This window comes from Variovorax sp. WS11 (assembly GCF_010499245.1).
Classification (GTDB): Bacteria; Pseudomonadota; Gammaproteobacteria; order Burkholderiales; family Burkholderiaceae_C; genus Variovorax.
The window spans coordinates 1283678-1306600 of the sequence record NZ_JAAGOW010000001.1 but is presented as its reverse complement, the minus strand read 5'-3'; the positions used below and the strand labels follow the sequence as shown (position 1 = coordinate 1306600).

Below are 22923 nucleotides of genomic sequence, written 5' to 3'. Positions count from 1 at the left end.
AGCCGGGCTCGACCCGGCTTTTTCTTGCTTGATGGGGGGAGGCTCAGCGCCGGGCCACGCAGGCCAGCAGATCGCGCTCGAACTGGGCCAGCACGGCGTCGCGATCGAAGCGCGCCTCGGCCACCTCGCGCGCCTTCAGGCCCAGCTCGCGCCGGCGCTCGGGTTGGGTTGCCAGGGAGAGCACGGCTTCCGCGAAGGCCCTGGCGTCGTCCGGCGCCACGGCGATGCCGCATTCCGCCGTCACCTGGCCGAGCTCGGTCTCGGGGCGCGCCCCGGCCACCACCGGCCTGCCGCTGCTGAGCATGCCGGTCAGCTTGGAGGGCATCACCAGATCCGCCGCATCGGCGCGCTGGGGCAGCAAATGGATGTCCGCCAGGCCGAGGAAGTCGCCCAGCCGCTCGACCGGTTGCAGATCGAGAAAGCGCACGTTGGCCATCGATTCGCAGCGCTTGACCAGCTCGGCGCGGCCGGCGCCGTTGCCGCAGAACACGAACTCGAGGCCGGGCTGGTCCTTGAGCATCAAGGCCATCTCAGCCAGCAGCTCCAGGCCTTGCTTGGCACCCATGTTGCCCGAGTACAGCGCCACCACCGCGTCGGGGCGGATGCCCAGCTCGGCGCGATAGGGACTCGTGCCTTGCAGGGGCTGGATCGCCGAGACGTCGGCCCAGTTGGGCAGCGAGACCAGCCGCGCGTCCTCGGTGCCCTTGCTGCGCGCGCGTTCGAGCATGCGCTGCGAGATGGTCGAGATGCGGTCGAAGCGGCGCATTAGCCAGCGCTCGGCCGCCGCGACGAAGGCGCGCGTGCGCGCGCCCTTGAGCAGGCCCAGATCGAAGGCCGCGTCCACCTCGTAGTCCTGGATGTGCAGCCAGGCCTTGGCCGAGCGCAGTCGCGCGAAGGCCAGGGCCGCCGGCGTGCAGAAGAGCGGGGGCTCTGTCACCCACACCACATCGGGCTTCCAGTGCCATTGCGCGAGCAGGGCCGGCACGCTGCTGGCGGCGAAGCTTGCCAGGTGCAGGAGACGCTTCATGCCGGTCACCTTGTGCGGCACCCACAGCGGCGTGCGCAGCACCTGGGCGCCCTGCCATTCATGCCGGGTGTAGCGCCCCGCGTGGTAGCCGGGCCGGACCTTCCAGTCGGGGTAGTAGGGCGGGGCCGTCACCACGCGTACCTCGTGCCCGTGGGCGGCGAGCCAGGCCACCATCTCTCCGGTGTATTTGCCGATGCCGGTTAGCTCCGGTGCGAAGTTGATTCCGTAGACAAGGAGCTTCATGAATCAGGCGATGTGCGGGGCGTGCGCGCGGATGATGTCCACCAGCGTCTCCGCCACCTGCTCCATGCGAAAGCGCTGCTCGAAGGAGCGCAGCGCAGCAGCGCGCATCGCGTCCAGCTCGGCCGGCGTGGCGGCCAGCCAGCGCTGCAGCAGGGCCGTGGTGCCTTCGAGCGTATCGGACTCGACGAAGCCGGCGTGGTCTTCGGCGATCTCGCGCCAGATGTTGACCTTGTCGCTGATCAGCACGGGCCGGCTGCAGGCCATGGCCTCCACCACCGCGATGCCGAAATTCTCCTGGTGAGAGGGCAGGCAGAACACCTCGCAGGCGTGGAAGGCGCCCCACTTGAGGTCGCCCGACAGCATGCCCGGCCAGCTGATGCGCGCGGCCAGGCCCAGGCTCTGGGCGCGGGCTTGCAGCTGTTGCGTGAGTGCCTCGTCGCCGGGGCCGGCCATCACCAGGTGGACCTCCGGCGACGTCGCCGCCACGCGCGCGAAAGCCTCGACCAGCAGATCGCAGCCTTTCTTCTCGTGGATGCGGCCCAGGAACAGCAGCAGGCGCTTGTTCCGCAGCTCGGGGTAGGCCGAGAGAAAGACCTCCGAGAGGCGCCCTGCATCGCGCGGCGGCGTACTGGTGCCGTAGGAACCCACCACCTCGCGGCAGCGATAGAGCCAGAACGACTGCCGGGCCAGCAGGCGCTCTTCCTCGCAGGTGAAGACCACCGCGGACGCATCGCGCAGCACGCGGTATTCGCCCCAGGGCCAGTAGAGCCACTTCTTCAGGTGCTTGAGCGGATAGCGGCGCTTGAACCACGGGTCCAGCATGCCGTGGCTGTAGACGAAGTAGGGCGTGCCCGAGCCGTGCAGCGCGCGCCGGGCCGCGAAGCCGACGTACTGCCAGAGCCCGTTGACGATGACGGCGTCATAGGTGCGGGCATGCGCCTTCAGCCAGGGCAGCAGGCGCTCGTTGTAGCCGTAGCTGGAGACCGAGGGGCCGGTGGCGACCACCGGGCCCGGATAGGCGCTCACGCAGGGCGCGTCGGGGCTGTCCAGGCTTACAACGTCGCCCGTGTGGCCCATGGCCGTGAGCGCGTCGTGGATGCGCCGCACTCCCTCGATGACGCCTCCGCCCTGGGGATCGACGGAAGGGACCAGATGCAGGAGTCTCACAGTCGCGAGGCACGCGGCGGAAAGATCTCGAGCCTCGGGTACCGGAATACGAGGAGCGCGTAGGCGAGCATGAGCCCCAGCAGGGCATTGGCGGTCAATTGCCCGAGCGCGGGCCAGCTGACCACCGCCAGCGCGGTCGTCAGCCACACCAACAGCGCGTAGGGGGAGTTGGTGCCGATCGAGATCTTCAGGCTGCGCGTCACGCCGAGCGCCAGCACCAGGTACTTCACGCCGATGTAGGCGAAGCCCAGCAGGCCGCCTTCCATCAGGATGCGGCCGCCTTCAGCCTCCGCGAGAGCGAAGACATCGGCGGAGCCGGTGCGCACATAGGTGGCGAGGTTGGATCCGAAGCCCACGCCATAGCCCAGCCAGCTGATGAGGTCGAGCACCCAGGGCTCGCCGAACAGAACCGTGAGCACCCGTTCGGTGAAGTTTTCCGCGGCGGCAGCCTGCTCGAAGCGCGTCTGCGTGACGCCGATGGCGTCGCGGAACACATAGGCGAAGAGGGCGGTCAGCAGGCCGATGACCACGACGGCCGCTGCCGCGCCCACCTTGTTGCGCGCCTTCGAGAAGAGCAGCCGGCCGACCAGATAGGCCGCCAGCAACCCCGCCGAAGTGATCGCCGCCGTTCTGGAGCCGCTCACCAGCGCGCCGGCGGCGAAGGCCGCGAACAGCGCGAGCGTGAACAGAAGCTGGAACTTCGTGCGCTTGCGCGCGCCCAGGAAGCCGAACACCAGGGGCGCCACCATGGTCAGGTAAGTGGCATAGCCCGATGTGAAGCTGAAGGTGCCGGTGGTGCGGACCACGCCCACCACCGCGACGAACACGGTTTCTTCGTCGCCGTCGATCTGGGTGTTGATGCGGGCACCGGGCGGCGAGTAGTGCTGCAGCACCGCCAGCGGGGCCAGCAGAAGCATGACGAGCGCGGCCGCCTTGAGGGCGGCCCGGTAGTCCGCCTCGTTCATGGCCGCCGCGGCGGCGACCGCGAACCACATGTAGAGCAGCCAGAAGCGCAGGCCGATCACGAACACGACCGGCGTGCTCTGGCCGCCGACCAACTGCAGCAGCCCCCAGCCCACCACCACGCAGGTCCAGGCCAGCATGGCGGCGGTGATCTTGCCGTGCCGCCTCAGGTGACCGTGCCGCCAGGCGTAGACGACGAGCATCAGCGCCAGCATGTCGCGCAGCAGGATCAGGGGCAGGGTGGACGCGGACGACACCCATTTGCGCACCGAGCCCTCGAACACGATGATCAGGAAGACGGCGAGAAAGAGCTTTCCCGCGCGGCTCAGCGATACCGCGCGGCTGGATGCAGGTGCCTGCACCGTGGTGTGCGCAATGGCGCTCATAAGGTGAGCTCCGCGCTACGCACTGCGGTGCGAGCGCCTTCTGGCGGCCGGGCGGCGTTCATCGCGAGCTCGCGCAGCGCCGCCACATGGGCGTCGACGCGATGCGGCTCGTACCACTTGCGCGCCTCGCGACCCACGCTGCGCGCATCGATGGCAGCGGCCTCGAGCGCGCCGAAGCCGCGCGCGTAATGCACGTTGGCCGTCAGGCCGTCATGCTGGCCGTAGTCCTTGGCCAACAGAATGGGACAGACGGCATGCGCGCAATAGGCCGCGAAGATGCTGCTCTTGGACACGTAGTCCGGAGGATAGGCCAGCACGCCGAAGTCCGCGTCGGACAGCGCCGCGCTGACCTGCTCGGCTGCGAGCTTGCCGTGCGCCACCACGCCCTCGTGCGCCATGCGTTGCGAAAGCGTGCCTTCCGGCATCGCCGGACCGATGTCGTGGATCTCCAGGCCGCGGCGCTTCGCGCTGCGAAAGATCTCGCCGTCGGACCACTCGTAGACCTGGGCCCGGATGCCGGCGCTGCCGAACACGACCAGCCTGCGCCGGCGCTCGGTGTCGATCGCGTCGGGCTCCCCGACATTCGAGAACACGGGTAGCACGCGATGCGGTGTCGACTTCGACTGCGTCAGCAGCCAGCGCGCAGCGTCTTCGCGGTTCGTCAGCCAGAAGTCGGACAAGAGCAGCAGCTCGCGTGCGATGCGTTGCTGGACGCCGCTGAGCCAGAAGGCCGAGCCCCACGGCGGCCCGGTCGCGAAGAGCTCATGGAAGACCACGCCGACAGCCTTGAACTGCGTGCGCAGGCCGCGGATCCGTCGGACCAGCCACAGGGGAATGCCGCGCTTCTCGAAGCCGTAGCCGCTGAAATGCAGCAGCACAAAGTCGCCGGAGAGCGTTGCGGTGTCGGTGTCTTGTTTCAACTCCATCAGCGGCGCGTGGAGCGGATGGCCCACGGCGGACGCATAGTCTCGCACACCGCCCGTGCCGGGCGGAATGAGGGAGAGCGAGGAAGCGTTCATGCAGCGCCGCGGCAGAAGCCGACTCCTCAGGAAGGAACGAGTTCTTCGCTGCGGAAGTCCTCGTAGGCGCGTGCCACGCCTTCGCGCAGACTTGTCTCGGGCTTCCAGCCAAGCTCGCGGATGCGCGAGATGTCGAGCAGCTTGCGCGGCGTGCCGTCGGGCTTGCTGGTGTCGTAGCGGATCTCGCCCTGGTAGCCCACCACGTCGCTCACCAGGCTGGCGAGTTCCGCGATCGACAGGTCCTCGCCGGTGCCGACGTTGATGTGGCTGGTCGTGACTTCGGTATGGGCCGCGTAGGCTTCGCGCGACAGGTCCATCACGTGCACGCAGGCGCGGGCCATGTCGTCGACGTAGAGGAACTCCCGCTTGGGCGAGCCGGTGCCCCAGATGACCACGGCGGGTGCATCGGCGAGCTTGGCTTCGTGGAAGCGCCGGATCATCGCCGGCAGCACATGGCTGTTCTCCGGGTGGTAGTTGTCGCCCGGGCCATAGAGGTTGGTGGGCATCACGCTGCGGAAGTCGCAGTCGTACTGGCGGTTGTAGCTCTCGCACAGCTTGATGCCGGCGATCTTGGCGATCGCGTAGGGCTCGTTGGTCGGCTCCAGCTTGCCGGTCAGCAACGCGTCCTCGGCCATCGGCTGCGCCGCGAGCCGGGGGTAGATGCAGCTCGAGCCCAGGAAGAGCAGCCTGCTCACGCCGGTGCGCCAGGCCTCGTGGATCACGTTCGCCTCGACCATCAGGTTTGAGTAGATGAACTCGGCCGGATAGCTGTTGTTGGCATGGATGCCGCCCACCTTCGCAGCGGCGACATACACCTCCTGCGGCTTCTCCTCGGCGAAGAAGGCGCGGACCTGCGCCTGGTCCGTCAGGTCCAGTTCGGAATGGCTTCGGCAGATGATGTTGCTGTAGCCCTGGTCGACCAGGCAGCGCACGATCGCGCTGCCGACCATGCCGCGGTGCCCCGCCACGAAAATCCGCTTCTGAAACTGGCTCATGAAATATCGACTTTCCGCGCAGGATGGGAGAGAGACCGGAACCTTCGGAGACAAAACGCGCTCAGGCCAGCTTCTTGACGATCGCGCCGACTGCCGCGTCCTCGAAGCGGACGATGTCGTCCTCGCCGAGGTAGCCGCCGGTCTGGATTTCGATCACTTCGAGCACGGTCTTGCCCGCATTCTCCAGCCGGTACTTCGCGCCCACGGGAATGTAGATCGACTCGTCTTCCTTGACCAGGCAGGCCTCGCCATTGCACAACACCCGGGCCGTGCCCTTCACGACCACCCAGTGCTCCGCACGATGGTGGTGCATGCGCAGCGCCAGGCGAGCCCCGGGCTTGACCGTGAGCCGCTTGACGGCGAAACGATCGCCATCGTCGACGCTGTCATAGGCCCCCCAGGGGCGCGGGATGCGGCGGTGGCGCGTGGCCTGGCTGTGGCCTTGGGTGGTCAGCAGTGCGACCGCGTCCTTCACCTGTTCGGCGAACTCCGCGTGGGCGACCAGCAATGCGTCCGGCGTGTCCACCACCAGCAGGTCCTTGGTGCCCAGCGCCACGACGGGGCGGTTGGGCGCGTAGACGAAGGTGTTGGTGGCACCCATAGCGAAGCCCTGGCCGCTGATCCGGTTGCCGTGCTCGTCCGCCTCGTGCAGGTCGGCGACGGCATTCCAGCTGCCGACATCGCTCCAGCGGCCCTGGAAGGGGAGCACGGCGACCTTCTCGCATTTTTCGAGCACCGCGTAGTCGATGCTCTGGCTGCGGCAGCGACCGAAGGCGGTGGCGTCCATGCGAAGGAAGTCGCCGTCGCCTTCGACGGAAGCGGTCGCTTCGCGGCAGCTTTGCAGGATGTCGGGTGCGTGCTGCTCCAGTGCTGCGATCAGCACCCGGGCCTGCACCAGCAGGATCCCGGCGTTCCAGAGATGGCCGCCTGCCAGCAGCAGCTGCTCGGCGTGCGCGGCGGCGGGCTTCTCCACGAAGGCGGCCACCATATGGCCGGCGTCCTCGCCGAGCGAGGCCGTGAGCGGCTCGCCCTGGCGGATGTAGCCATAGGCCGTGCTCGGAAAACTGGGCTCGACGCCGAAGGTCACGAGATGGCCGGCGAGGGCGGCGGGTACGCCTTTGCGGATCGTCGCGACGAAGCGCTCCGCATCCGGAATGTGATGGTCGGCCGGCGCGAACAGCAGCAGCTGGTCGGGCTCTGACAGGAGGGCGACCGCGGCCATGGCCGCGGCCGTGTTGCGCGCCACGGGCTCGAGCAACTGCTGGCCGCGCACATCGGCGGCCTCGATGCTTTCCTGCACCAGGAAGCGGTGCTCCTCCGCGGCGACGCAGGTCACCTCGGGGTTCAGCAGCCGCAGGCGTTCCAGCGTGAGCACCAGCAGGTTCTTGTTGTCGATCAGCGGGACGAATTGCTTGGGCAGCGTCTTGCGCGACAGCGGCCAGAGGCGCGTGCCGCTGCCGCCGCAAAGGACGATCGGACGAATCATGCTTACCTCGACCCGTCGCCGGTGATCACGGTGCGCACCGTCTTCAGCAGGATCTTGATGTCCAGCCAGAGCGACCAGTTGCTGACGTATTCGACGTCGAGCTCGACGCGCCGGGCGTATGACAGCCTGTTGCGGCCGCTGACCTGCCACAGGCCGGTGATGCCGGGGCGCATCGCGCAGTAGTGCTCCCAGCCTTTGCCGTAGAGGCTGCGCTGACGCTCCATGCAGGGGCGCGGGCCCACCAGGCTCATGTCGCCCTTGAGCACATTCCAGAACTGCGGCAGTTCGTCCAGGCTCAGCTTGCGGATGAATACGCCGATCGGCGTGATGCGCGGATCCTTCTCCAACTTCTGGAAGGTGTCCCATTCGGTGCGCGCCATGTCGTTGCGGCTCAGGAACTCGTCGAGCACATGTTCGGAGTTGCGCACCATCGAGCGGAACTTGTAGAAGCGGAAGCGCTGTCCGCTGGCCCCGAGGCGGTGCTGCCAGAAGTGCACGGGACGCCCCATGCTGATGCCGACGCAGAGCGCCACCAGCAGATAGAGCGGGCCGAAGAGAATGAAGAAGGTCAGCGCGCCCACGATGTCGATCGTGCGCTTCGCTGCGCGCTCCAGCGTGCTGAGCTTGCGCGGTTGCACGTACATGGGGGACGCGGAGGGGCCGCCGCCCCCGGGGGTGTAGCGTCGAACCACGTTGCCATGTGCGGTTGAGTCGGAACGAAACATTGAAATACTCCCCCGGTGACGGGTGTTTACTGCCTCAAGCTCTCTTAGCGTGGCAGTGTAACGCTTTACTACTATTCGCAAGAATTTGAACACAAGACGAGCCGTTTGTCTTGTGAACAAAAGACGTACATCGCTCACCAAACGGTGTAATCTCCACCCTCTGTCGAGAGCTTCATCACTATTTTGATGCGATGCAGCATTTCGAAGCAGAGTGTAGTTCTTTTGTATGACAACATGTTAACGCGCATTGACGTTTGCCTGTTGTTTACAAACGCCGATTCAGCGTTTCGTGACTTAGTTAACCGGTTTCTTGCTGTTGCGGTGCAGCATGCATGGACTGTGCCGCGGTGAGCCTGAAAGAATTACACCGGCGCATGTAGGACAACGCCTGCAAATGCACCTCCCCGGTGGGTGTGAACCGCGGGCTCAACCGGCACCCGGGCCTTTCAACGCAACAAAGCAAGAAGGCCGCGCCAGTTCTGGCGCGGCCTTCTTGAGGGCCGCTCTCGGCGTGTGCCGAGAGGGAAACGGAGGCGGCTCGCCTCCTGCGCAGGGTCTTACTGAGGCACGCCGACCTCGCGCGCAGGCTCTTCGAACGGCAGCACCATGTTGCCGAGGTCGCGACGCGTTTCGACCAGGATCAGCGGACCTTCGTCGAGCACGATGGCCGGCGGCCTTTCGCGCGGCACGCGGACCGGCCGGAGTTCCGCCGCGATCGCTGCGCGGACCTCGGCCACGCGCTCCGCGTTCGAGTTCACCCATTGCAGGCCGGAGCCCACGGCGATCTGGGCGAGTTCATCCAGCGGCAGGTCGTAGGCCTGGACCTTCGGCAGCGCACGGGAGCGCGGCGCCGGTGCCTCGACGACGATGGGAGCGGAGGGCGGCGCCGTGGGCCGCTCGGCACGCGCCCTGGGCAGCGCATCGGGCTCCGCGGAGCCGTTCGCGTCGCCTGCTTCGAGCGGCAGCGCCGCAGCGCTGCCAGCCTCGGCTTCTTCAGCGCGCGGGGCGCGTTCGCGACGGTCGCGGCCATAGCGGTCACGCGAACGGCCGCGGCGCTCATCGCCGTCGCGGCGCGGCGCGCCTTCCCCGTTTGCCGCATCCGCGGCGCTCTCGGCAGCCAGGGGTGCTTCTTCCGTGGAGGTTTCGGTCGTGCGTGGCGCTCCTTCGCCGCGACGTTCACGCCGCCCTTCGCCGCGTTCGCCGCGGGGGGCGCGCTCTTCGCGGCCGCTGCGGGCGCCGCGCTCGGCATCCGGCTGGGCGGCATCGCTGCCGGCCTCGCGCACGGCGTCGACGTTGCGTTCGCCGCGCTCACGGCGCTCGCCGCGTCCGCGCGGCGCACGTTCTGCCGGGGCCGTGCCCTCGTCGCCCGCGATGCCGTTCGGTGCAAGCGCTTGCGCGTCGAGTTGGACCTCGGTGTCGGCCGGCGTCTGGCGCGGCTGCTCGTTGTCGCGCCGCTCGCCACGGCCGCGGCGCTCACCGTCGCGCGGTGCGCGTGCCTCGCGCGGTTCCCGCGGCTCGCGGATCTGTGCGTCGTTGCGCGCTTCGCCGCGCGTTTCGCGTCCTTCGCGACGCTCGCCCTCGCGACGCTCGCCGCCCTCACGACGCTCGCCAGGACGTCCACCTCGGCGGTCGCCATCGCGGCCGCCCCGGCCTTCGCCGCGTCCGCCGCGGCGCTGTTCGCCTTCGCGCGCGGTGCGCGTTTCGCCGTCGCGACCGCCGCGGCCGCCTTCACGGCGCGGCTTGGGCGCTTCGACGGGAATGACCGCCGGTGCCGGCGCGGGCGCCGGCGGCGTCGCGCCGAACAGGCGCTTGATAAAGCCGAAGAAGCCGGCCTCGGCCGGTTCCGGGGCCGCAGCGGGCCGCGGCGCGACGGGCGCGGGCGCCGCCACTGGCGGGTGTGCCGCTTCGGGCTTGGGCGGCACCACTGGTGCCGGCGCATCGGGCAGCACGCCCTTGATCACCGGCGTCTGACGGTTGGTGGGCTCCTGCGAGCGCCGTGTGACCGAGGTCGGGTCCTCGATCTCGTCGGCCATCTTGTAGCTGGCCTCGATGTGGTCGAGGCGCGGATCGTCGTGCTTCAGGCGCTCCAGCTTGTAGTTGGGTGTCTCCAGCGTCTTGTTGGGGACCATCAGCACGGTGACGCGCTGCTTGAGCTCGATCTTGGCGATTTCGGGGCGCTTCTCGTTGAGCAGGAAGGAGGCGACTTCGACTGGCACCTGCACGTGCACGGCGGCCGTGTTGTCCTTCATCGACTCTTCCTGAATGATGCGCAGGATCTGCAGCGCACTCGATTCGGTGTCGCGGATGTGGCCCGAGCCGCCGCAGCGGGGGCAGGGGATCGAAGAGCCTTCGGAGAGGGCAGGCTTGAGACGCTGGCGGCTCATCTCCATCAAGCCGAACTTGCTGATCGAGCCGAACTGCACGCGCGCGCGGTCCTGGCGCAGCGCGTCGCGCAGGCGGCTTTCGACTTCGCGGCGGTTCTTCGACTCGTCCATGTCGATGAAGTCGATGACGATCAGGCCGCCCAGGTCGCGCAGGCGCATCTGGCGTGCCACTTCGTCGGCCGCCTCGAGGTTGGTGCGCGTGGCCGTCTCCTCGATGTCGCCGCCCTTGATGGCGCGCGCCGAATTCACGTCGACCGAGACCAGCGCTTCGGTGTGGTCGATCACGATCGCACCGCCGCTGGGCAACTGCACCGTGCGTGCATAGGCCGACTCGATCTGGTGCTCGATCTGGAAGCGGCTGAACAACGCGGCGTCATCGCGGTAGCGCTTCACGCGCTGTGCATGTTCCGGCATCACGTGCGCCATGAACTGCTGCGCCTGATCGTAGATGTCGTCGGTGTCGATCAGGATGTCGCCGATGTCGTGGTTGAAGTAATCGCGGATTGCTCGGATCACCAGCGACGACTCCTGGTAGATCAGGAAGGCGCCCTTGCCGCCCTTGGCGGCGCCGTCGATCGCGGCCCACAGCTTGAGCAGGTAGTTCAGGTCCCACTGCAGCTCGGGCGCCGAGCGGCCGATGCCCGCGGTGCGCGCGATGATGCTCATGCCCTTGGGGTACTCGAGCTGATCCATCGCCTCCTTGAGCTCGGCGCGGTCGTCGCCCTCAATGCGCCGGCTGACGCCGCCGCCGCGCGGGTTGTTGGGCATCAGCACCACGTAGCGGCCGGCCAGCGAGATGAAGGTGGTCAGGGCCGCGCCCTTGTTGCCCCGCTCTTCCTTCTCGACCTGGACCACCAGTTCCTGGCCTTCCTTGATCGCGTCCTGGATGCGGGCCTGGCTGGCCGACACGCCTTCGGCGAAATATTGCTTGGAGATTTCCTTGAACGGGAGGAAGCCGTGCCGGTCCTCGCCGTAGTCGACGAAGCAGGCCTCCAGCGACGGCTCGACGCGCGTCACGACCGCCTTGTAGATGTTGCCCTTGCGCTGCTCGCGCCCTTCGATCTCGATCTCGTAGTCGAGGAGCTTCTGCCCGTCGACGATGGCCAGGCGGCGTTCTTCTGCCTGCGTGGCGTTGATCAGCATCCGCTTCATGATGCGTTTCCTTTGTCGTGTCTGTCGTTCTCACCGGTCCATGACGGACCCACGATGCACGGACGACGCTTCGCGAAACGAAGGAGGAATTGCCGCTTGACCCCGGCTGCCGGTCGGCGCGCGAGCGCGCGCAACCTGGACTGAGCGTCAGCTCAATCGCAGCAAGGGTGGGGGCGCGTGGATGGGCGCGAGCCCGATGTGATGTTGACTTGCCATGTTTTCGATGGCAACTGGCGCGGTGGAGACAGGCGCTACCGATGACTCAACGCCGGAGGGCACCGGCATCAGCCAGCGCAGGCAAAGTTGAATCAGCAGCATCAACACAAGGGACTCGCTTCGATCCGCCGGCAGCTTGTCGCCTGCCGGCTGGTATTCCGTATCGGTGTTTCGTGGGCGTCGGCTTGACTTGAACGTGGCGCCTGCCGCTTTGCACTCTTGCGCGTAGCCTGCAGATTCAACGCCCAAGCGGCATCGACCTCGCAGCGCTGCCGGCAGTGCTCTAAACTTCTGATTAATCAAGCACTTACAAGACCGCGCTGGTGAAAAACATTATAGGTGCGAAGCCGAGCCCCGCGGCAGCAGAAGTTCGCTTTCTGACGGTCGACGAGGAATTCGCGGGTCAAAGGCTCGACAACTTCCTGTTCAGAGAGCTCAAGGGCGTTCCCAAGACCCATGTCTATCGGATCATCCGGTCGGGCGAAGTGCGCATCAACAAGGGCCGGGCGCAGGCCGAAACCCGTCTGGAGGCGGGTGACGTGCTGCGGCTGCCGCCGCTGCGGATGGCCGTCCGGACCGAGGGGGAGGGCAGCCCGTCGCCCGCGCCGGCCCGCGAATTTCCCTTGTTGTATGAGGATGACGCGCTGCTCGCGCTCGACAAGCCGGCCGGCGTGGCCGTCCATGGCGGCAGCGGCGTGAGCTCCGGCGTGATCGAGCAGCTGCGCACCGCGCGGCCCGCGGCGCGATTCCTGGAACTCGTGCACCGGCTGGATCGGGAGACCTCGGGCATCCTGCTGGTCGCCAAGAAGCGCAGTGCGCTGACCGGCCTGCAGGACCAGTTCCGCGAGCGCGAGACCGGCAAGACCTACCTGGCGCTGGTCGAGGGCGACTGGCCTGCCAACAAGAAAGTGCTCGACGCACCGCTCGCGCGCTACCTGCTGCCGGGCAAGCCAGGTTCGACGGAGCCGGGGGAGCGGCGCGTGCGCGTCGTGGCCAAGGACCACCCGGACGCCATGCGTGCCGTGACGCTGGTGAAGGTGCTGGCGCGCGTCTCGCTGCCGATCGAGCCGGCAGCCTTTTCGCTGCTCGCCGTCACTATCAAGACCGGCCGCACGCACCAGATCCGCGTCCACCTCGCATCCGGCGGCCATGCGATCGCCGGCGATGACAAGTACGGCGACTTCGAGCGCAACCGCGCGTTGCAGAAGCTCGGCCTCAAGCGCATGTTCCTGCATGCCTGGCGCCTCCAGTTCACCCACCCCGCGAGCGGCGAGCGCATGGCGCTGCAGGCCGAGCTGCCGCCCGAGCTGCGGGCGCTGATTCCGCGGCCGGCGCTCGACGCGCTAGCCGTTCCCGCTCCTTCCCTTGCCCATGACTGACATCCGCCGCCGCCGCTTCGACCTGATCGCCTTCGATTGGGACGGCACCCTCTATGACTCCACCCGCCTCATCGTGCGCTGCATCCAGGCCGCGGTGGTCGACGTCGGCGGCGCCAAGCCGAGCGAGAACGACGCCGCCTGGGTGATCGGCCTGGGCCTGGCCGAGGCGTTGGCCCGCGCCGCGCCCGATGTGCCGCGCGAGAAATACGCCGAGCTCGGGGCGCGCTATCGCTATCACTATCTTAAGCACCAGGACGACCTCGTGCTGTTCGACGGCGTCCTGCCGATGCTCGACGCCCTCCATGCGCGAGGCCACAAGCTGGCGGTGGCCACCGGCAAGTCGCGGCGCGGACTGGACGAGGCGCTGGCCACCGTCGCGCTGCGCGAGCGCTTCGACGCCTCGCGCACGGCGGACGAGACCTTCGGCAAGCCGCATCCGCGGATGTTGCTGGAGCTGATGGAGGAGATGGAGGTGCCGGCCGAGCGCACGCTGATGATCGGCGACACCACCCACGACCTGCAACTGGCGATCAATGCCGGCTGCGCGCGCGTGGGCGTGAGCTACGGCGCGCACGAGCACGAGACCTTCGACCCCCTGCAGCCGCTGTACGTGGCGCATTCGGTGTCCGGTCTGACGCAGTGGCTTCTCGAGAACGCATGAAAATCGTGGGATGAGCGAAAGCATTCCCCTGTGCAATGCTGCCGACCTGGTCGAGGGCGGCCGCGCCGTGCCCTTTGATGTGGTGCTCGGCGGCCAGACCTGTCGAGCCTTCGCGATCCGCTTTGAAGGCCAGGTACATGCCTACCTGAACCGCTGCAGCCACGTGGCGATGGAGCTGGACTTCCAGCCGGATCGCTTCTTCGACGACAGCGGGCAATGGCTGCTCTGCGCGACCCATGGGGCGGTCTACAAGCCGGACACCGGCGAATGTGCCGGCGGCCCCTGCCGCGGGGGGCTCGTGAAGATCGCTTTGAGCGAACGGGACGGCGTGGTGCACTGGCATACTGCCTGGAACCTCCAACCCCTGGCTTTCTGACATGACCGACCCCCACCGCACGGAACCCGAGGGTTTCGAGCCATTCGAGCGCGCCGCCCCGGCGCGCAGCTCGAGGAACGATCCGACCCAGCAACCCGGCTGGGAGCGCGCGACGCTCGAGAAGCTCGCCTTCGCCAGCCTGCGCGAGCAGCAGGCCGCACGCCGCTGGAAGACCTTCGTGCGGCTGAGCTGGCTGGCCTTCTTCATCTTCCTGGTCTGGCTCGCCGTCTCGAAGGGCACGCCAACCACCGCCAAGACCACCGCGCACACGGCGGTCGTCGAGATCAAGGGCGAGATCGCCAACGGCGCCGATGCGAGCGCGGAGTTCGTGGTGGCGGCGATGAAGACCGCTTTCGAGGATGAAGGCGCCAAGGGCGTCGTGCTGCTGATCAATTCGCCCGGCGGAAGCCCGGTGCAGGCGGGCATCATCAATGACGAGATCCGCCGTCTGCGGGCCAAGCACAACAAGCCGGTGTATGCGGTGGTCGAGGAGACCTGCGCCTCCGCTGCCTATTACATCGCCGCGGCGACCGACAAGGTCTTTGTCGACAAGGCCAGCATCGTCGGCAGCATCGGCGTGCTGATGGACGGCTTCGGCTTTACCGGGCTGATGGAGAAGGTCGGCGTCGAGCGCAGGCTGCTGACGGCCGGCGAGAACAAGGGCTTCCTGGATCCCTTCAGCCCGATGAGCGACGCCCAGCGCGCGCATGCGCAGCAGATGCTCGAGCAGATCCACGCGCAGTTCATCGACGTGGTCAAGAAGGGCCGGGGCGATCGGCTCAAGACCGGCACGCCGGGCTTGTTCAGCGGCCTGTTCTGGAGCGGCCAGCAGGCGGTGGAGCTGGGGCTGGCCGATCAGCTCGGCAATGTCGACTTCGTCGCGCGTGAGGTCATCAAGGCCGAGGAAGTCATCGACTACACCCGCCGCGACAACGTGGCCGAGAAGCTGGCCAAGAAGTTCGGCGCGGCGCTGGGCGATGCCTCGGTGCGTGCGGTGCGCAGCGTGCCGGCACTGCGCTGATCAGGCCGGGTCGGACCAGCGCGCCGACGCCGCGAGCGCCACGGCGAAGGCCACCACGACATAGAGCGCCGCGGTCAGGGAACTGACCTCGGCGAGGAAGCCGATCACTGGCGGCCCCGCCATGAAACCCAGGTAGGCCGCTGCCGAAACTGCGGCGATGCCGCGTGCCGGCTCGACGCACGGCACGCGCGCCGAGGCAGCGAAAAGGATGGGCACCACGTTGGCGAATCCGACCCCCACGCCGGCGAACCCGGCCAGCGCGAGCCAGGGCGCATCGGTCAACAGGACCAGCGTCATGGACGCCGCTGCCAGCAAGGCGCTGCTGCGCAGCAGGTCGGCCGGCGCGAAGCGCGCCCGCATCGCGTCGCCGCCGAAGCGTGTTGCGGCCATCGCAGCCGAGAAGCTGGCGTAGGCGAGGGCGGCCTGCTGCTGCGGGCTGCCCAGTTCCTGCTTGAGGTAGAGCACGCTCCAGTCGTAGATCGCGCCCTCGGCGATCAGTCCGAGGGCTGCCAGCACGCCGAGGATGACGAGTGCGCCGCGGGGCAGCCGGAAGCCTTCGTTGCCGACGGCGAAAGCGGTGGCTTCCCTGGGCAGCATCCATTGGGCGGAAAGCACGATCGCGAGGGCCATCGCCACCGCGACGAGCGTCAGGTGTGACTGCGGTGCCATGCCCGCAGCCAGTGCCGCGCTGCCGGTCACGGCCCCGGCCATGCCGCCCAGGCTGAACATGCCGTGCATCCCGCTCATGAGCGGATGGCCGTTGCGCAGTTCGAGTTCTGCGGCTTCCGTGTTGATCGCCACGTCGAACACGCTGGTGACGATGCCGAAGGCCGCCAGCAGTCCCAGCAGTGCGGCGTAGCCCGGCATGACCAGCAAGCCGGCGAGCAGCAGCGCGTAGACCGCGCCGCAAAGCCCGGCCGTCGCCCGCGCGCCGTAGCGCCCGATCCAGCGGCTCGCCTGCGTCAAGCCCAGCAGGGCGCCCACGCCGGCCGCGAGCATGGCCAGGCCGAGCTCCGCCTCGGTGACGCCGTAGTGCGCCTTCACCGTGGGGATATGGACGCCCCAGGTCGCGAAGATGAAGCCCGAGGCGAAGAACTGGGTACGCGCGGCCCAGCGCATGCGCGCGGACAGCTGCATCACGGTGGCGGACATGGCTAGCGTCCGATCGCGAATACGGCGGGCATGCGGTCGTCGGTACCCGGCGGCCTGGCGCGCCAGGCCTTGACCGTCTCGCTGCGGATGTCGGCGCTCGCGAGCGTGAGCCCGCGAGCCACAGCGAGGCGGGTGTTGTGCTGGAGGGTCTGCATCAAGGCTTGGAGCAGGGCCGCATTGCGGTAGGGTGTTTCGATGAAGAGCTGGGTCTGGCCGGTGCGCAGCGCGAGCGATTCGAGTTCGCGGATGCGCTGCGTGCGCGCCTCGGCGTCCTGCGGGAGGTAGCCGACGAAGGCGAAATTCTGGCCGTTGAGTCCGCTGGCCGCGAGTGCGAGCAGCAGCGACACCGGCCCGGTGAGGGGCATCACCGCGATGCCCAGCTCATGGGCGGCGCGCACCACGGAGGAGCCGGGGTCGGCGACGGCAGGCATGCCGGCCTCGCTGAGCAGCCCGATGTCGGTGCCGGCCAGCGCCGCGGCGAGCAGCGGCCGCGCATCGAACTGGCCCGCGTGGTGATCGCCCTTCTTGTGGACCTCGCGCGGCAGCTCATGGATCTGCTGCGCCTGCAGCGGCGCGGCTAGCGGCACCACGCCATCGATGCGCTTGAGAAAGGCGCGGGCCGACTTTGCGTTCTCGCAGATCCAGTGGGTGAGGCCCGCAGCGGCCTGCAGCGTGCCCAGGGGCATCACCTCCTGCAACGGGGCCTGCGTGTCGCATCCGAAATCCAGCGGCGCCGGAACCAGATAGAGCTTGCCTCGGCTCACAGGAGATCGACTCCGGCCGCGCGCAGCATGTTGGCGGTGCGGATCAGCGGCAGGCCCACCAGGGCCGTGGGATCGTCGCTGTCGATGGCATCCAGCAGCGCGATGCCGAGGCCTTCGCTTTTGGCGCTGCCAGCGCAGTCGTAGGGCTGCTCCGCGAGCAGATAGCTTTCGATGGCCGCATCGCTGTAGTTGCGGAACACGACCCGCACGGGCGCGAGCTCGCGCTGCGAGAAGCTGTTGGCCTGGCAGACCACGGCGACGGCGGTCTGAAACACAAGCGTCTGGCCGCGCATGCGCCGCAGCTGGGCGGTCGCGCGGGCATGGTCGCCGGGCTTGCCGAGCGGTTCGCCCGCCAGGTCGGCCACCTGGTCGGAGCCGATCACCACTGCCTCGGGAAAGCGGCGGGCCACCGCCATCGCCTTTTCGAGGGCCAGCCTTTCGGCCAGGGCGCGCGGCGACTCGCCCGGCAACGGTGTTTCGTCGACCTCGGGCGGTTGAACGTCGAAGGGCAGCCGAAGGCGGCCGAGGAGCTCACGGCGGTAGCGCGAGGTCGAAGCAAGTATCACGGGGCGTTGCATGGCCCATGATTGTGCGTGAGCGGTTTAGACTGGCGCCAATGAGCAGAGAATTTACCCCTGGCAGGCTCGACGTGGGCCGCTTCGCCGAGGCGGCCGGGGCGCTTTCGGGCGCTGAGCCTCTTCAGGCTTATCCGCGCCTGAGCGCCGAGCTGGCCGGCCCGGCGGCCCATGCGCGCGTGCAGTGGGAGGCCGTTGGCGCCGAACACGACGGTGAGGCGGGAAGCCCGGTTCCCTGGCTTCATCTGACCGCGTCGACCACGGTGCCGCTGATTTGCCAACGCTGCATGACGCCGGTAGATATCGAACTGCAGGTCGATCGCTGGTTCCGATTCGTCGCGGATGAGGACACGGCAGCCGCCGAAGACGAGGAATCCGAGGAAGATGTGCTCGTCGCCAGCCGTGATTTCGACCTGCACGCCTTGATCGAGGACGAACTGCTGATGGAAATCCCCGTCACCCCGCGACACGAACATTGCCCGGAGCCGGTGAAGCTGTCGGCGGCGGATCCCGATTTCGAAGCCGCCGAGGCCGCTCGCCCCAACCCGTTCGCCGTGCTCGGCACGCTGCGCTCGGACAAGCAGAAATAGGCTTGGAATTGCCAAACTGGCGTCCAGTGCCCGAATGGGGCTATAATCATGGGCTTCGCGCGCGCCGCCCTTTGCATGGGGCCAATGAACGGCAGGGGCCGTCAGGACTTCCGGTCGAGCGCGTGCCCGCCCACTCACCCGAACACTTTCAGGAGCCAGCATGGCTGTCCAGCAAAACAAAAAGTCGCCGTCCAAGCGCGGCATGCATCGTTCCCACAACGCATTGGGTACGCCGGGCTTGGCTGTCGAGCCGACCACCGGCGAGACGCATCTGCGCCATCACATCAGCCCGAACGGCTTCTACCGCGGCCGCAAGGTGCTCAAGACAAAGTCAGAAGCCTGATCCGCTTTTTCAAGGCTGAAGGCCCGAAGCTACTTTTGCCGTAGCGTCGGGCCTTTGTTTTGATGGCTACGCCTTCCGAATCCACTGTTTCTGCATCCTCCGCGATCACGCTGGCCGTCGATTGCATGGGGGGGGACCATGGGCCGCGCGTCACGCTCGCGGCCTGTCGGGCTTTTCTCGAGCGCCACGCCGAGGCTTCGCTGCTCTTGGTGGGGGCGCCGGCTGCGATGGCTGGCTTTTCGCATCCGCGTGCCCAGGTGATTGCGGCCAGCGAAGTGGTCGGCATGGACGACCCGATCGAGGTCGCGCTGCGGAAGAAAAAAGACTCGTCGATGCGGGTTGCGATCCAGCAGGTGAAGGACGGCGCCGCTCAGGCGGCGGTCTCGGCCGGCAACACCGGCGCCCTCATGGCCATTGCGCGCTATTTGCTCAAGACGCTCGAAGGGATCGATCGGCCGGCCATCGCCCCCCAACTTCCCAATAGCAAGGGCGGCGCGACCACGGTGCTCGATCTGGGTGCCAATGTGGACTGCGACGCAGAGGACTTGCTGCAGTTTGCGGTGCTGGGCTCCGCACTGGTCTCCGCGCTGACGGGGAACGAGTCACCGTCGGTCGGCTTGCTCAATGTCGGCGAAGAGGCGATCAAGGGCAGTGAAACAATTAAGAAGGCCAGTCAACTGCTCCGAAAAGCAGCAAGCTCCGACGATCTGAATTTCTACGGCAACGTGGAGGGCAACGACATTTTCAAGGGCACGACGGACATCGTCGTCTGTGACGGCTTCGTCGGCAATGTCACCTTGAAGGCAACCGAAGGGGTGGCATCGATGATCGTCGATTTCCTTCGCATCGAGTATTCGAGCAACATTTTCAGCAAATTTGCCGCGATCGTGTCGTATCCGGTCCTAAAGGCGCTCAAACGCCGATTGGACCACCGGCGGTACAACGGTGCTGCCCTGCTGGGGCTCCGCGGACTGGTGTTCAAGAGCCACGGTTCTGCTGACGACGTGGCTTTCGGTCACGCGCTCGATCGCGCTTATGATGCCGCTCGCAACAACCTGCTCGATCGTGTGCGGGCCCGCATCGCCCACGCCGCGCCACTGCTCGCGCGGCAAGAGCCGGCGACGCCGGTCGACACGGCGGCACTCCACGTTTGATGACTCCTTTTTCTCGCATCACCGGCACCGGCAGTTACCTGCCGCCGCGTCGAGTGACCAATGACGACCTCGCCCGCGATCTCGCGGCGCGTGGCATCGAGACGTCCGATCAGTGGATCGTCGAGCGAACCGGCATTCGCGCGCGCCATTTCGCGGCGCCCGAGGTGGCGAGCAGCGATCTGGGACTGCAGGCTGCCAAGCAGGCGCTGGAGGCCGCGGGCCGCAGCGCCGGTGAGGTCGACCTCATCATCGTGGCGACCTCCACGCCCGACATGGTGTTTCCCTCGTCGGCCGCCATTCTTCAAAACAAACTGGGCATAGCCGGCTGTCCTGCCTTCGATGTGCAGGCGGTGTGCAGCGGCTTCGTCTATGCATTGACCGTGGCGGACGCGATGATCCGCACGGGCAGCGCCAAGTGCGCGCTGGTCATCGGCGCGGAAGTGTTCTCGCGCATCCTCGATTTCAACGACCGCACCACCTGCGTGCTGTTCGGCGATGGCGCCGGCGCGGTGGTGCTCGAGGCCAGTGCCGAGCCCGGCATCCTGGCCAGCGATCTGCATGCCGACGGCAAGCACGTCGGCATTCTGTGCGTCCCAGGCCATGTCTCGGGCGGTGATGTGCTCGGCACGCCGCTGCTCCATATGGATGGGCAGGCCGTGTTCAAGCTGGCCGTCCGCGTGCTGGAAGAGGCGGCGCGTGCCTGCCTGCAGAAGGCCGGCAAGACCGATGCGGACATCGACTGGCTGATCCCGCATCAGGCCAACATCCGCATCATGGAAGGCACGGCTCGCAAGCTGAAGGTCCCGCTCGACAAGCTGGTCGTAACCGTCAACGAGCATGGCAATACGTCCGCCGCCTCCATCCCGCTGGCATTGGACGAGGCGGTGCGCTCGGGCAAGGTGAAGAGGGGCGACACAGTCATGCTCGAAGGCGTAGGCGGCGGCTTCACCTGGGGCGCGGTGCTATTGACTATGTAGTGCGACGACGCGCCGCCCCGTGGGCGGCGGGGCGCGCAACGGAGACACAACAATGAAATCCTTCGCTTTCGTATTTCCGGGCCAGGGCTCGCAGGCGGTCGGCATGCTCGACGCCTGGGGTGATCACCCGGCCGTGGCCGAGACGCTGCGCGAAGCGTCCGATGCGCTGGACGAGGATGTCGCGCGCCTGATCCACGAAGGCCCGAAGGAAGCGCTGGCCCTCACCACCAATACGCAACCCGTGATGCTGGTCGCCGGCGTCGCTGCCTGGCGTGCCTGGCTGGCCGAGGGCGGTTCCAAGCCGGCGCTGGTCGCCGGCCATTCGCTGGGCGAGTACTCCGCGCTCGTCGCTTCCGGTGTGCTGACGCTGGCGCAGGCCGCGCCGCTGGTGCGCTTTCGCGCCCAGGCGATGCAGCAGGCCGTGCCGGTGGGCGTGGGTGCGATGGCGGCGGTCCTGGGCATGGACGCGGAAAAGGTGAAGGCAGGCTGCGCCGAGGTGACGGCCGGCTTCGGCCCCGGCAGTGCCGAGGTCGTCGAGGCCGTGAACTTCAACGATCCGATGCAGACGGTGATCGCGGGCAGCAAGGCTGCGGTCGACAAGGCTTGTGAAGTGCTCAAGGCACAGGGCGCCAAGCGTGCGCTGCCCTTGCCGGTGTCGGCACCCTTCCACTCGAGCCTGATGCGGCCGGCAGCCGAAGCCTTGCGCGAGCGCCTCGCGTCGGTGAGCTTCGCTGCGCCGCAGATTCCTATCCTCAACAACATCGACGTTGCGGTGGAAACCGATGCCGATCGGATCCGCGATGCGCTGGTGCGCCAGGCGGCGGGTCCTGTGCGCTGGGTCGAGAGCGTGCTGGCCTTGAAGGCGCGCGGCGTGGAAGTCATTGTCGAATGCGGTCCCGGCAAGGTGCTCGCCGGCATGGCCAAGCGCATTTCGCCCGAACTCTTCGCGGCCTCGGTGTTCGACCCGGCGACGCGCGCGGAATCCCAGCAATTGCTCGGCGCCTGAGCGTCGGGCTTCGAACATCCACCTCCTATGAGCATTCCCAAATTCGAAGGCCAGGTTGCCTTGGTCACCGGCGCCTCGCGCGGCATCGGGGCGGCGATCGCGCTCGAACTGGCGCAACGCGGCCTTCAGGTCATCGGCACCGGCACCACCGAGGAGGGCGCCAACAGGATCACTGCTGCGCTCGGAGCGCACGGCGGGCGAGGCCTGGCGCTCGATGTGAACGACGGGCCGGCGGTCGAGGCATTGATCGACCAGATCGTCAAGGCCTATGGTGCGATCCACGTGCTGGTCAACAACGCGGGCATCACGCGCGACATGCTGGCCATGCGTCTCAAGGATGAGGACTGGGACGCCGTGCTCGACACCAATCTCAAGGCCGTCTTCCGACTCTCGCGCGCGGCGATCCGCCCGATGATGAAGCAGCGCTACGGCCGCATCATCAGCATCACCAGCGTTGTCGGTGCGTCGGGCAATGCAGGCCAGGCCAACTACGCCGCCGCCAAGGCCGGCGTCGCGGGCATGACCCGTGCCCTTGCACGCGAGCTCGGCAGCCGCAACATCACGGTCAACTGCGTGGCACCCGGCTTCATCGAGACCGACATGACCGCCAATCTGCCCGAAGCCCAGCAGCAGGCACTGCTGGCGCAGATTCCGCTTGGCCACCTCGGCAAGCCGGCCGACATCGCGCATGCCGTTGCCTACCTGGCATCGCCGCAGGCGGCCTATGTGACCGGGCAGGAGTTGCATGTCAATGGCGGCATGCATATGTGAAAGCAGGGGCGCAAATCTTTTGCCCCGCCGATCCGGACCCGGATGCCACAATCCGGCCGGCTAAAATCATCGATTACCTACAACCCTCAGAGGGAACCAAATGAGCGATATCGAAGCACGTGTCAAGAAAATCATTGCCGAACAACTCGGCGTTGAAGAGTCCCAGGTCACCAACGAAAAGGCTTTTGTCGCCGATCTCGGTGCGGACTCGCTCGACACGGTCGAACTGGTGATGGCACTCGAAGACGAATTCGGCATCGAGATCCCCGACGAAGACGCCGAGAAGATCACGACCGTCCAGAACGCCGTCGACTACGCCACCAAGAATCAAAAGGCCTGATATCGGCCACACTGGGTTCCCGCATCGGTTCGCGGCCGCCATGATGGCGCA

At 67.4% G+C, this 22923-nt stretch carries 22 protein-coding genes; 11 read left to right on the top strand and 11 right to left on the bottom strand.

Features of this window, described 5'->3' with window-relative positions:
* Positions 1-43: 43 nt before the first annotated feature.
* The 8 genes from GXN78_RS06680 to GXN78_RS06645 all read right to left on the bottom strand — a co-directional run bounded on the left by GXN78_RS06680 (position 44) and on the right by GXN78_RS06645 (position 11547).
* Positions 44-1270, bottom strand: a complete 1227-nt coding sequence (locus GXN78_RS06680) for a glycosyltransferase WbuB (RefSeq protein ID WP_106558615.1) — start codon at positions 1268-1270, stop codon at positions 44-46.
* Between the two features lie 3 nt (positions 1271-1273).
* The gene (locus GXN78_RS06675; RefSeq protein WP_106558616.1) at positions 1274-2437 is read right to left on the bottom strand and encodes a glycosyltransferase; all 1164 of its coding nucleotides are present in this window, start codon (positions 2435-2437) and stop codon (positions 1274-1276) included.
* Positions 2434-3786 carry a hypothetical protein gene (locus GXN78_RS06670; RefSeq protein WP_106558617.1) on the bottom strand — a complete coding sequence of 451 codons (1353 nt, stop codon included), beginning with the start codon at positions 3784-3786 and terminating at the stop codon, positions 2434-2436. Before GXN78_RS06670 ends, GXN78_RS06675 begins: the two co-directional genes overlap by 4 nt.
* The gene (locus GXN78_RS06665; RefSeq protein WP_106558618.1) at positions 3783-4805 is read right to left on the bottom strand and encodes a hypothetical protein; all 1023 of its coding nucleotides are present in this window, start codon (positions 4803-4805) and stop codon (positions 3783-3785) included. Before GXN78_RS06665 ends, GXN78_RS06670 begins: the two co-directional genes overlap by 4 nt.
* Before the next feature lie 26 nt (positions 4806-4831).
* The gene (locus tag GXN78_RS06660; RefSeq protein WP_106558619.1) at positions 4832-5800 is read right to left on the bottom strand and encodes a GDP-L-fucose synthase; all 969 of its coding nucleotides are present in this window, start codon (positions 5798-5800) and stop codon (positions 4832-4834) included.
* Between the two features lie 61 nt (positions 5801-5861).
* On the bottom strand, positions 5862-7286 hold the full coding sequence (locus GXN78_RS06655) for a mannose-1-phosphate guanylyltransferase/mannose-6-phosphate isomerase (protein ID WP_106558620.1): 1425 nt from the start codon (positions 7284-7286) through the stop codon (positions 5862-5864).
* Between the two features lie 2 nt (positions 7287-7288).
* On the bottom strand, positions 7289-7930 hold the full coding sequence (locus tag GXN78_RS06650; RefSeq protein ID WP_106558621.1) for a sugar transferase: 642 nt from the start codon (positions 7928-7930) through the stop codon (positions 7289-7291).
* A 638-nt stretch (positions 7931-8568) separates the two neighbouring features.
* On the bottom strand, positions 8569-11547 hold the full coding sequence (locus GXN78_RS06645) for an Rne/Rng family ribonuclease (RefSeq protein ID WP_106558622.1): 2979 nt from the start codon (positions 11545-11547) through the stop codon (positions 8569-8571).
* A gap of 539 nt (positions 11548-12086) precedes the next feature.
* On the opposite strand from GXN78_RS06645, the gene GXN78_RS06640 reads away from it, so the two are divergent.
* The 4 genes from GXN78_RS06640 to GXN78_RS06625 are packed head-to-tail and all read left to right on the top strand — an operon-like array spanning position 12087 to position 15200.
* Positions 12087-13142 (top strand): RluA family pseudouridine synthase, encoded by a 1056-nt coding sequence (locus GXN78_RS06640; protein ID WP_106558623.1) that lies wholly within the window; start codon positions 12087-12089, stop codon positions 13140-13142.
* Complete coding sequence (locus GXN78_RS06635; RefSeq protein ID WP_106558624.1) at positions 13135-13803, top strand: HAD-IIIA family hydrolase; 669 nt, start codon at positions 13135-13137, stop codon at positions 13801-13803. The genes GXN78_RS06640 and GXN78_RS06635 overlap by 8 nt, the downstream gene beginning before the upstream one ends.
* A 10-nt stretch (positions 13804-13813) precedes the next feature.
* Positions 13814-14179 carry a Rieske 2Fe-2S domain-containing protein gene (locus GXN78_RS06630; RefSeq protein WP_106558625.1) on the top strand — a complete coding sequence of 122 codons (366 nt, stop codon included), beginning with the start codon at positions 13814-13816 and terminating at the stop codon, positions 14177-14179.
* 1 nt (position 14180) lies between these two features.
* Positions 14181-15200, top strand: a complete 1020-nt coding sequence (locus GXN78_RS06625) for a S49 family peptidase (protein ID WP_106558626.1) — start codon at positions 14181-14183, stop codon at positions 15198-15200.
* Here GXN78_RS06625 and GXN78_RS06620 read toward each other — a convergent pair whose 3' ends face one another.
* The 3 genes from GXN78_RS06620 to GXN78_RS06610 are packed head-to-tail and all read right to left on the bottom strand — an operon-like array spanning position 15201 to position 17694.
* A complete protein-coding gene (locus GXN78_RS06620) occupies positions 15201-16352 on the bottom strand; it encodes an MFS transporter (RefSeq protein WP_239142627.1) in 1152 nt (383 codons plus the stop codon). It lies immediately after the preceding gene.
* A gap of 2 nt (positions 16353-16354) precedes the next feature.
* Positions 16355-17116, bottom strand: a complete 762-nt coding sequence (locus tag GXN78_RS06615; RefSeq protein WP_106558627.1) for an SAM-dependent methyltransferase — start codon at positions 17114-17116, stop codon at positions 16355-16357.
* Entirely contained in the window at positions 17113-17694 is a 582-nt protein-coding gene (locus tag GXN78_RS06610) for a Maf family nucleotide pyrophosphatase (RefSeq protein WP_106558628.1), read from the bottom strand. The genes GXN78_RS06615 and GXN78_RS06610 overlap by 4 nt, the downstream gene beginning before the upstream one ends.
* Before the next feature lie 38 nt (positions 17695-17732).
* Between GXN78_RS06610 and GXN78_RS06605 the strand changes: the two genes are divergently transcribed.
* The 7 genes from GXN78_RS06605 (at position 17733) to acpP (ending at position 22872) form a co-directional block, all read left to right on the top strand.
* Positions 17733-18281 carry a YceD family protein gene (locus GXN78_RS06605; RefSeq protein WP_106558629.1) on the top strand — a complete coding sequence of 183 codons (549 nt, stop codon included), beginning with the start codon at positions 17733-17735 and terminating at the stop codon, positions 18279-18281.
* A gap of 160 nt (positions 18282-18441) precedes the next feature.
* The gene (gene rpmF / locus GXN78_RS06600) at positions 18442-18624 is read left to right on the top strand and encodes a 50S ribosomal protein L32 (RefSeq protein WP_006297202.1); all 183 of its coding nucleotides are present in this window, start codon (positions 18442-18444) and stop codon (positions 18622-18624) included.
* A gap of 62 nt (positions 18625-18686) precedes the next feature.
* Positions 18687-19778: a phosphate acyltransferase PlsX gene (gene plsX / locus GXN78_RS06595; protein ID WP_106558630.1), complete on the top strand. Its 1092-nt coding sequence runs from the start codon at positions 18687-18689 to the stop codon at positions 19776-19778.
* Entirely contained in the window at positions 19778-20755 is a 978-nt protein-coding gene (locus GXN78_RS06590; protein ID WP_106558631.1) for a beta-ketoacyl-ACP synthase III, read from the top strand. The genes plsX and GXN78_RS06590 overlap by 1 nt, the downstream gene beginning before the upstream one ends.
* A gap of 52 nt (positions 20756-20807) precedes the next feature.
* Complete coding sequence (gene fabD / locus GXN78_RS06585; protein ID WP_106558632.1) at positions 20808-21761, top strand: ACP S-malonyltransferase; 954 nt, start codon at positions 20808-20810, stop codon at positions 21759-21761.
* Between the two features lie 27 nt (positions 21762-21788).
* On the top strand, positions 21789-22532 hold the full coding sequence (gene fabG, locus GXN78_RS06580) for a 3-oxoacyl-ACP reductase FabG (RefSeq protein WP_106558633.1): 744 nt from the start codon (positions 21789-21791) through the stop codon (positions 22530-22532).
* A gap of 100 nt (positions 22533-22632) precedes the next feature.
* Positions 22633-22872 (top strand): acyl carrier protein, encoded by a 240-nt coding sequence (gene acpP / locus GXN78_RS06575; RefSeq protein WP_007830471.1) that lies wholly within the window; start codon positions 22633-22635, stop codon positions 22870-22872.
* Positions 22873-22923 lie beyond the last annotated feature (51 nt).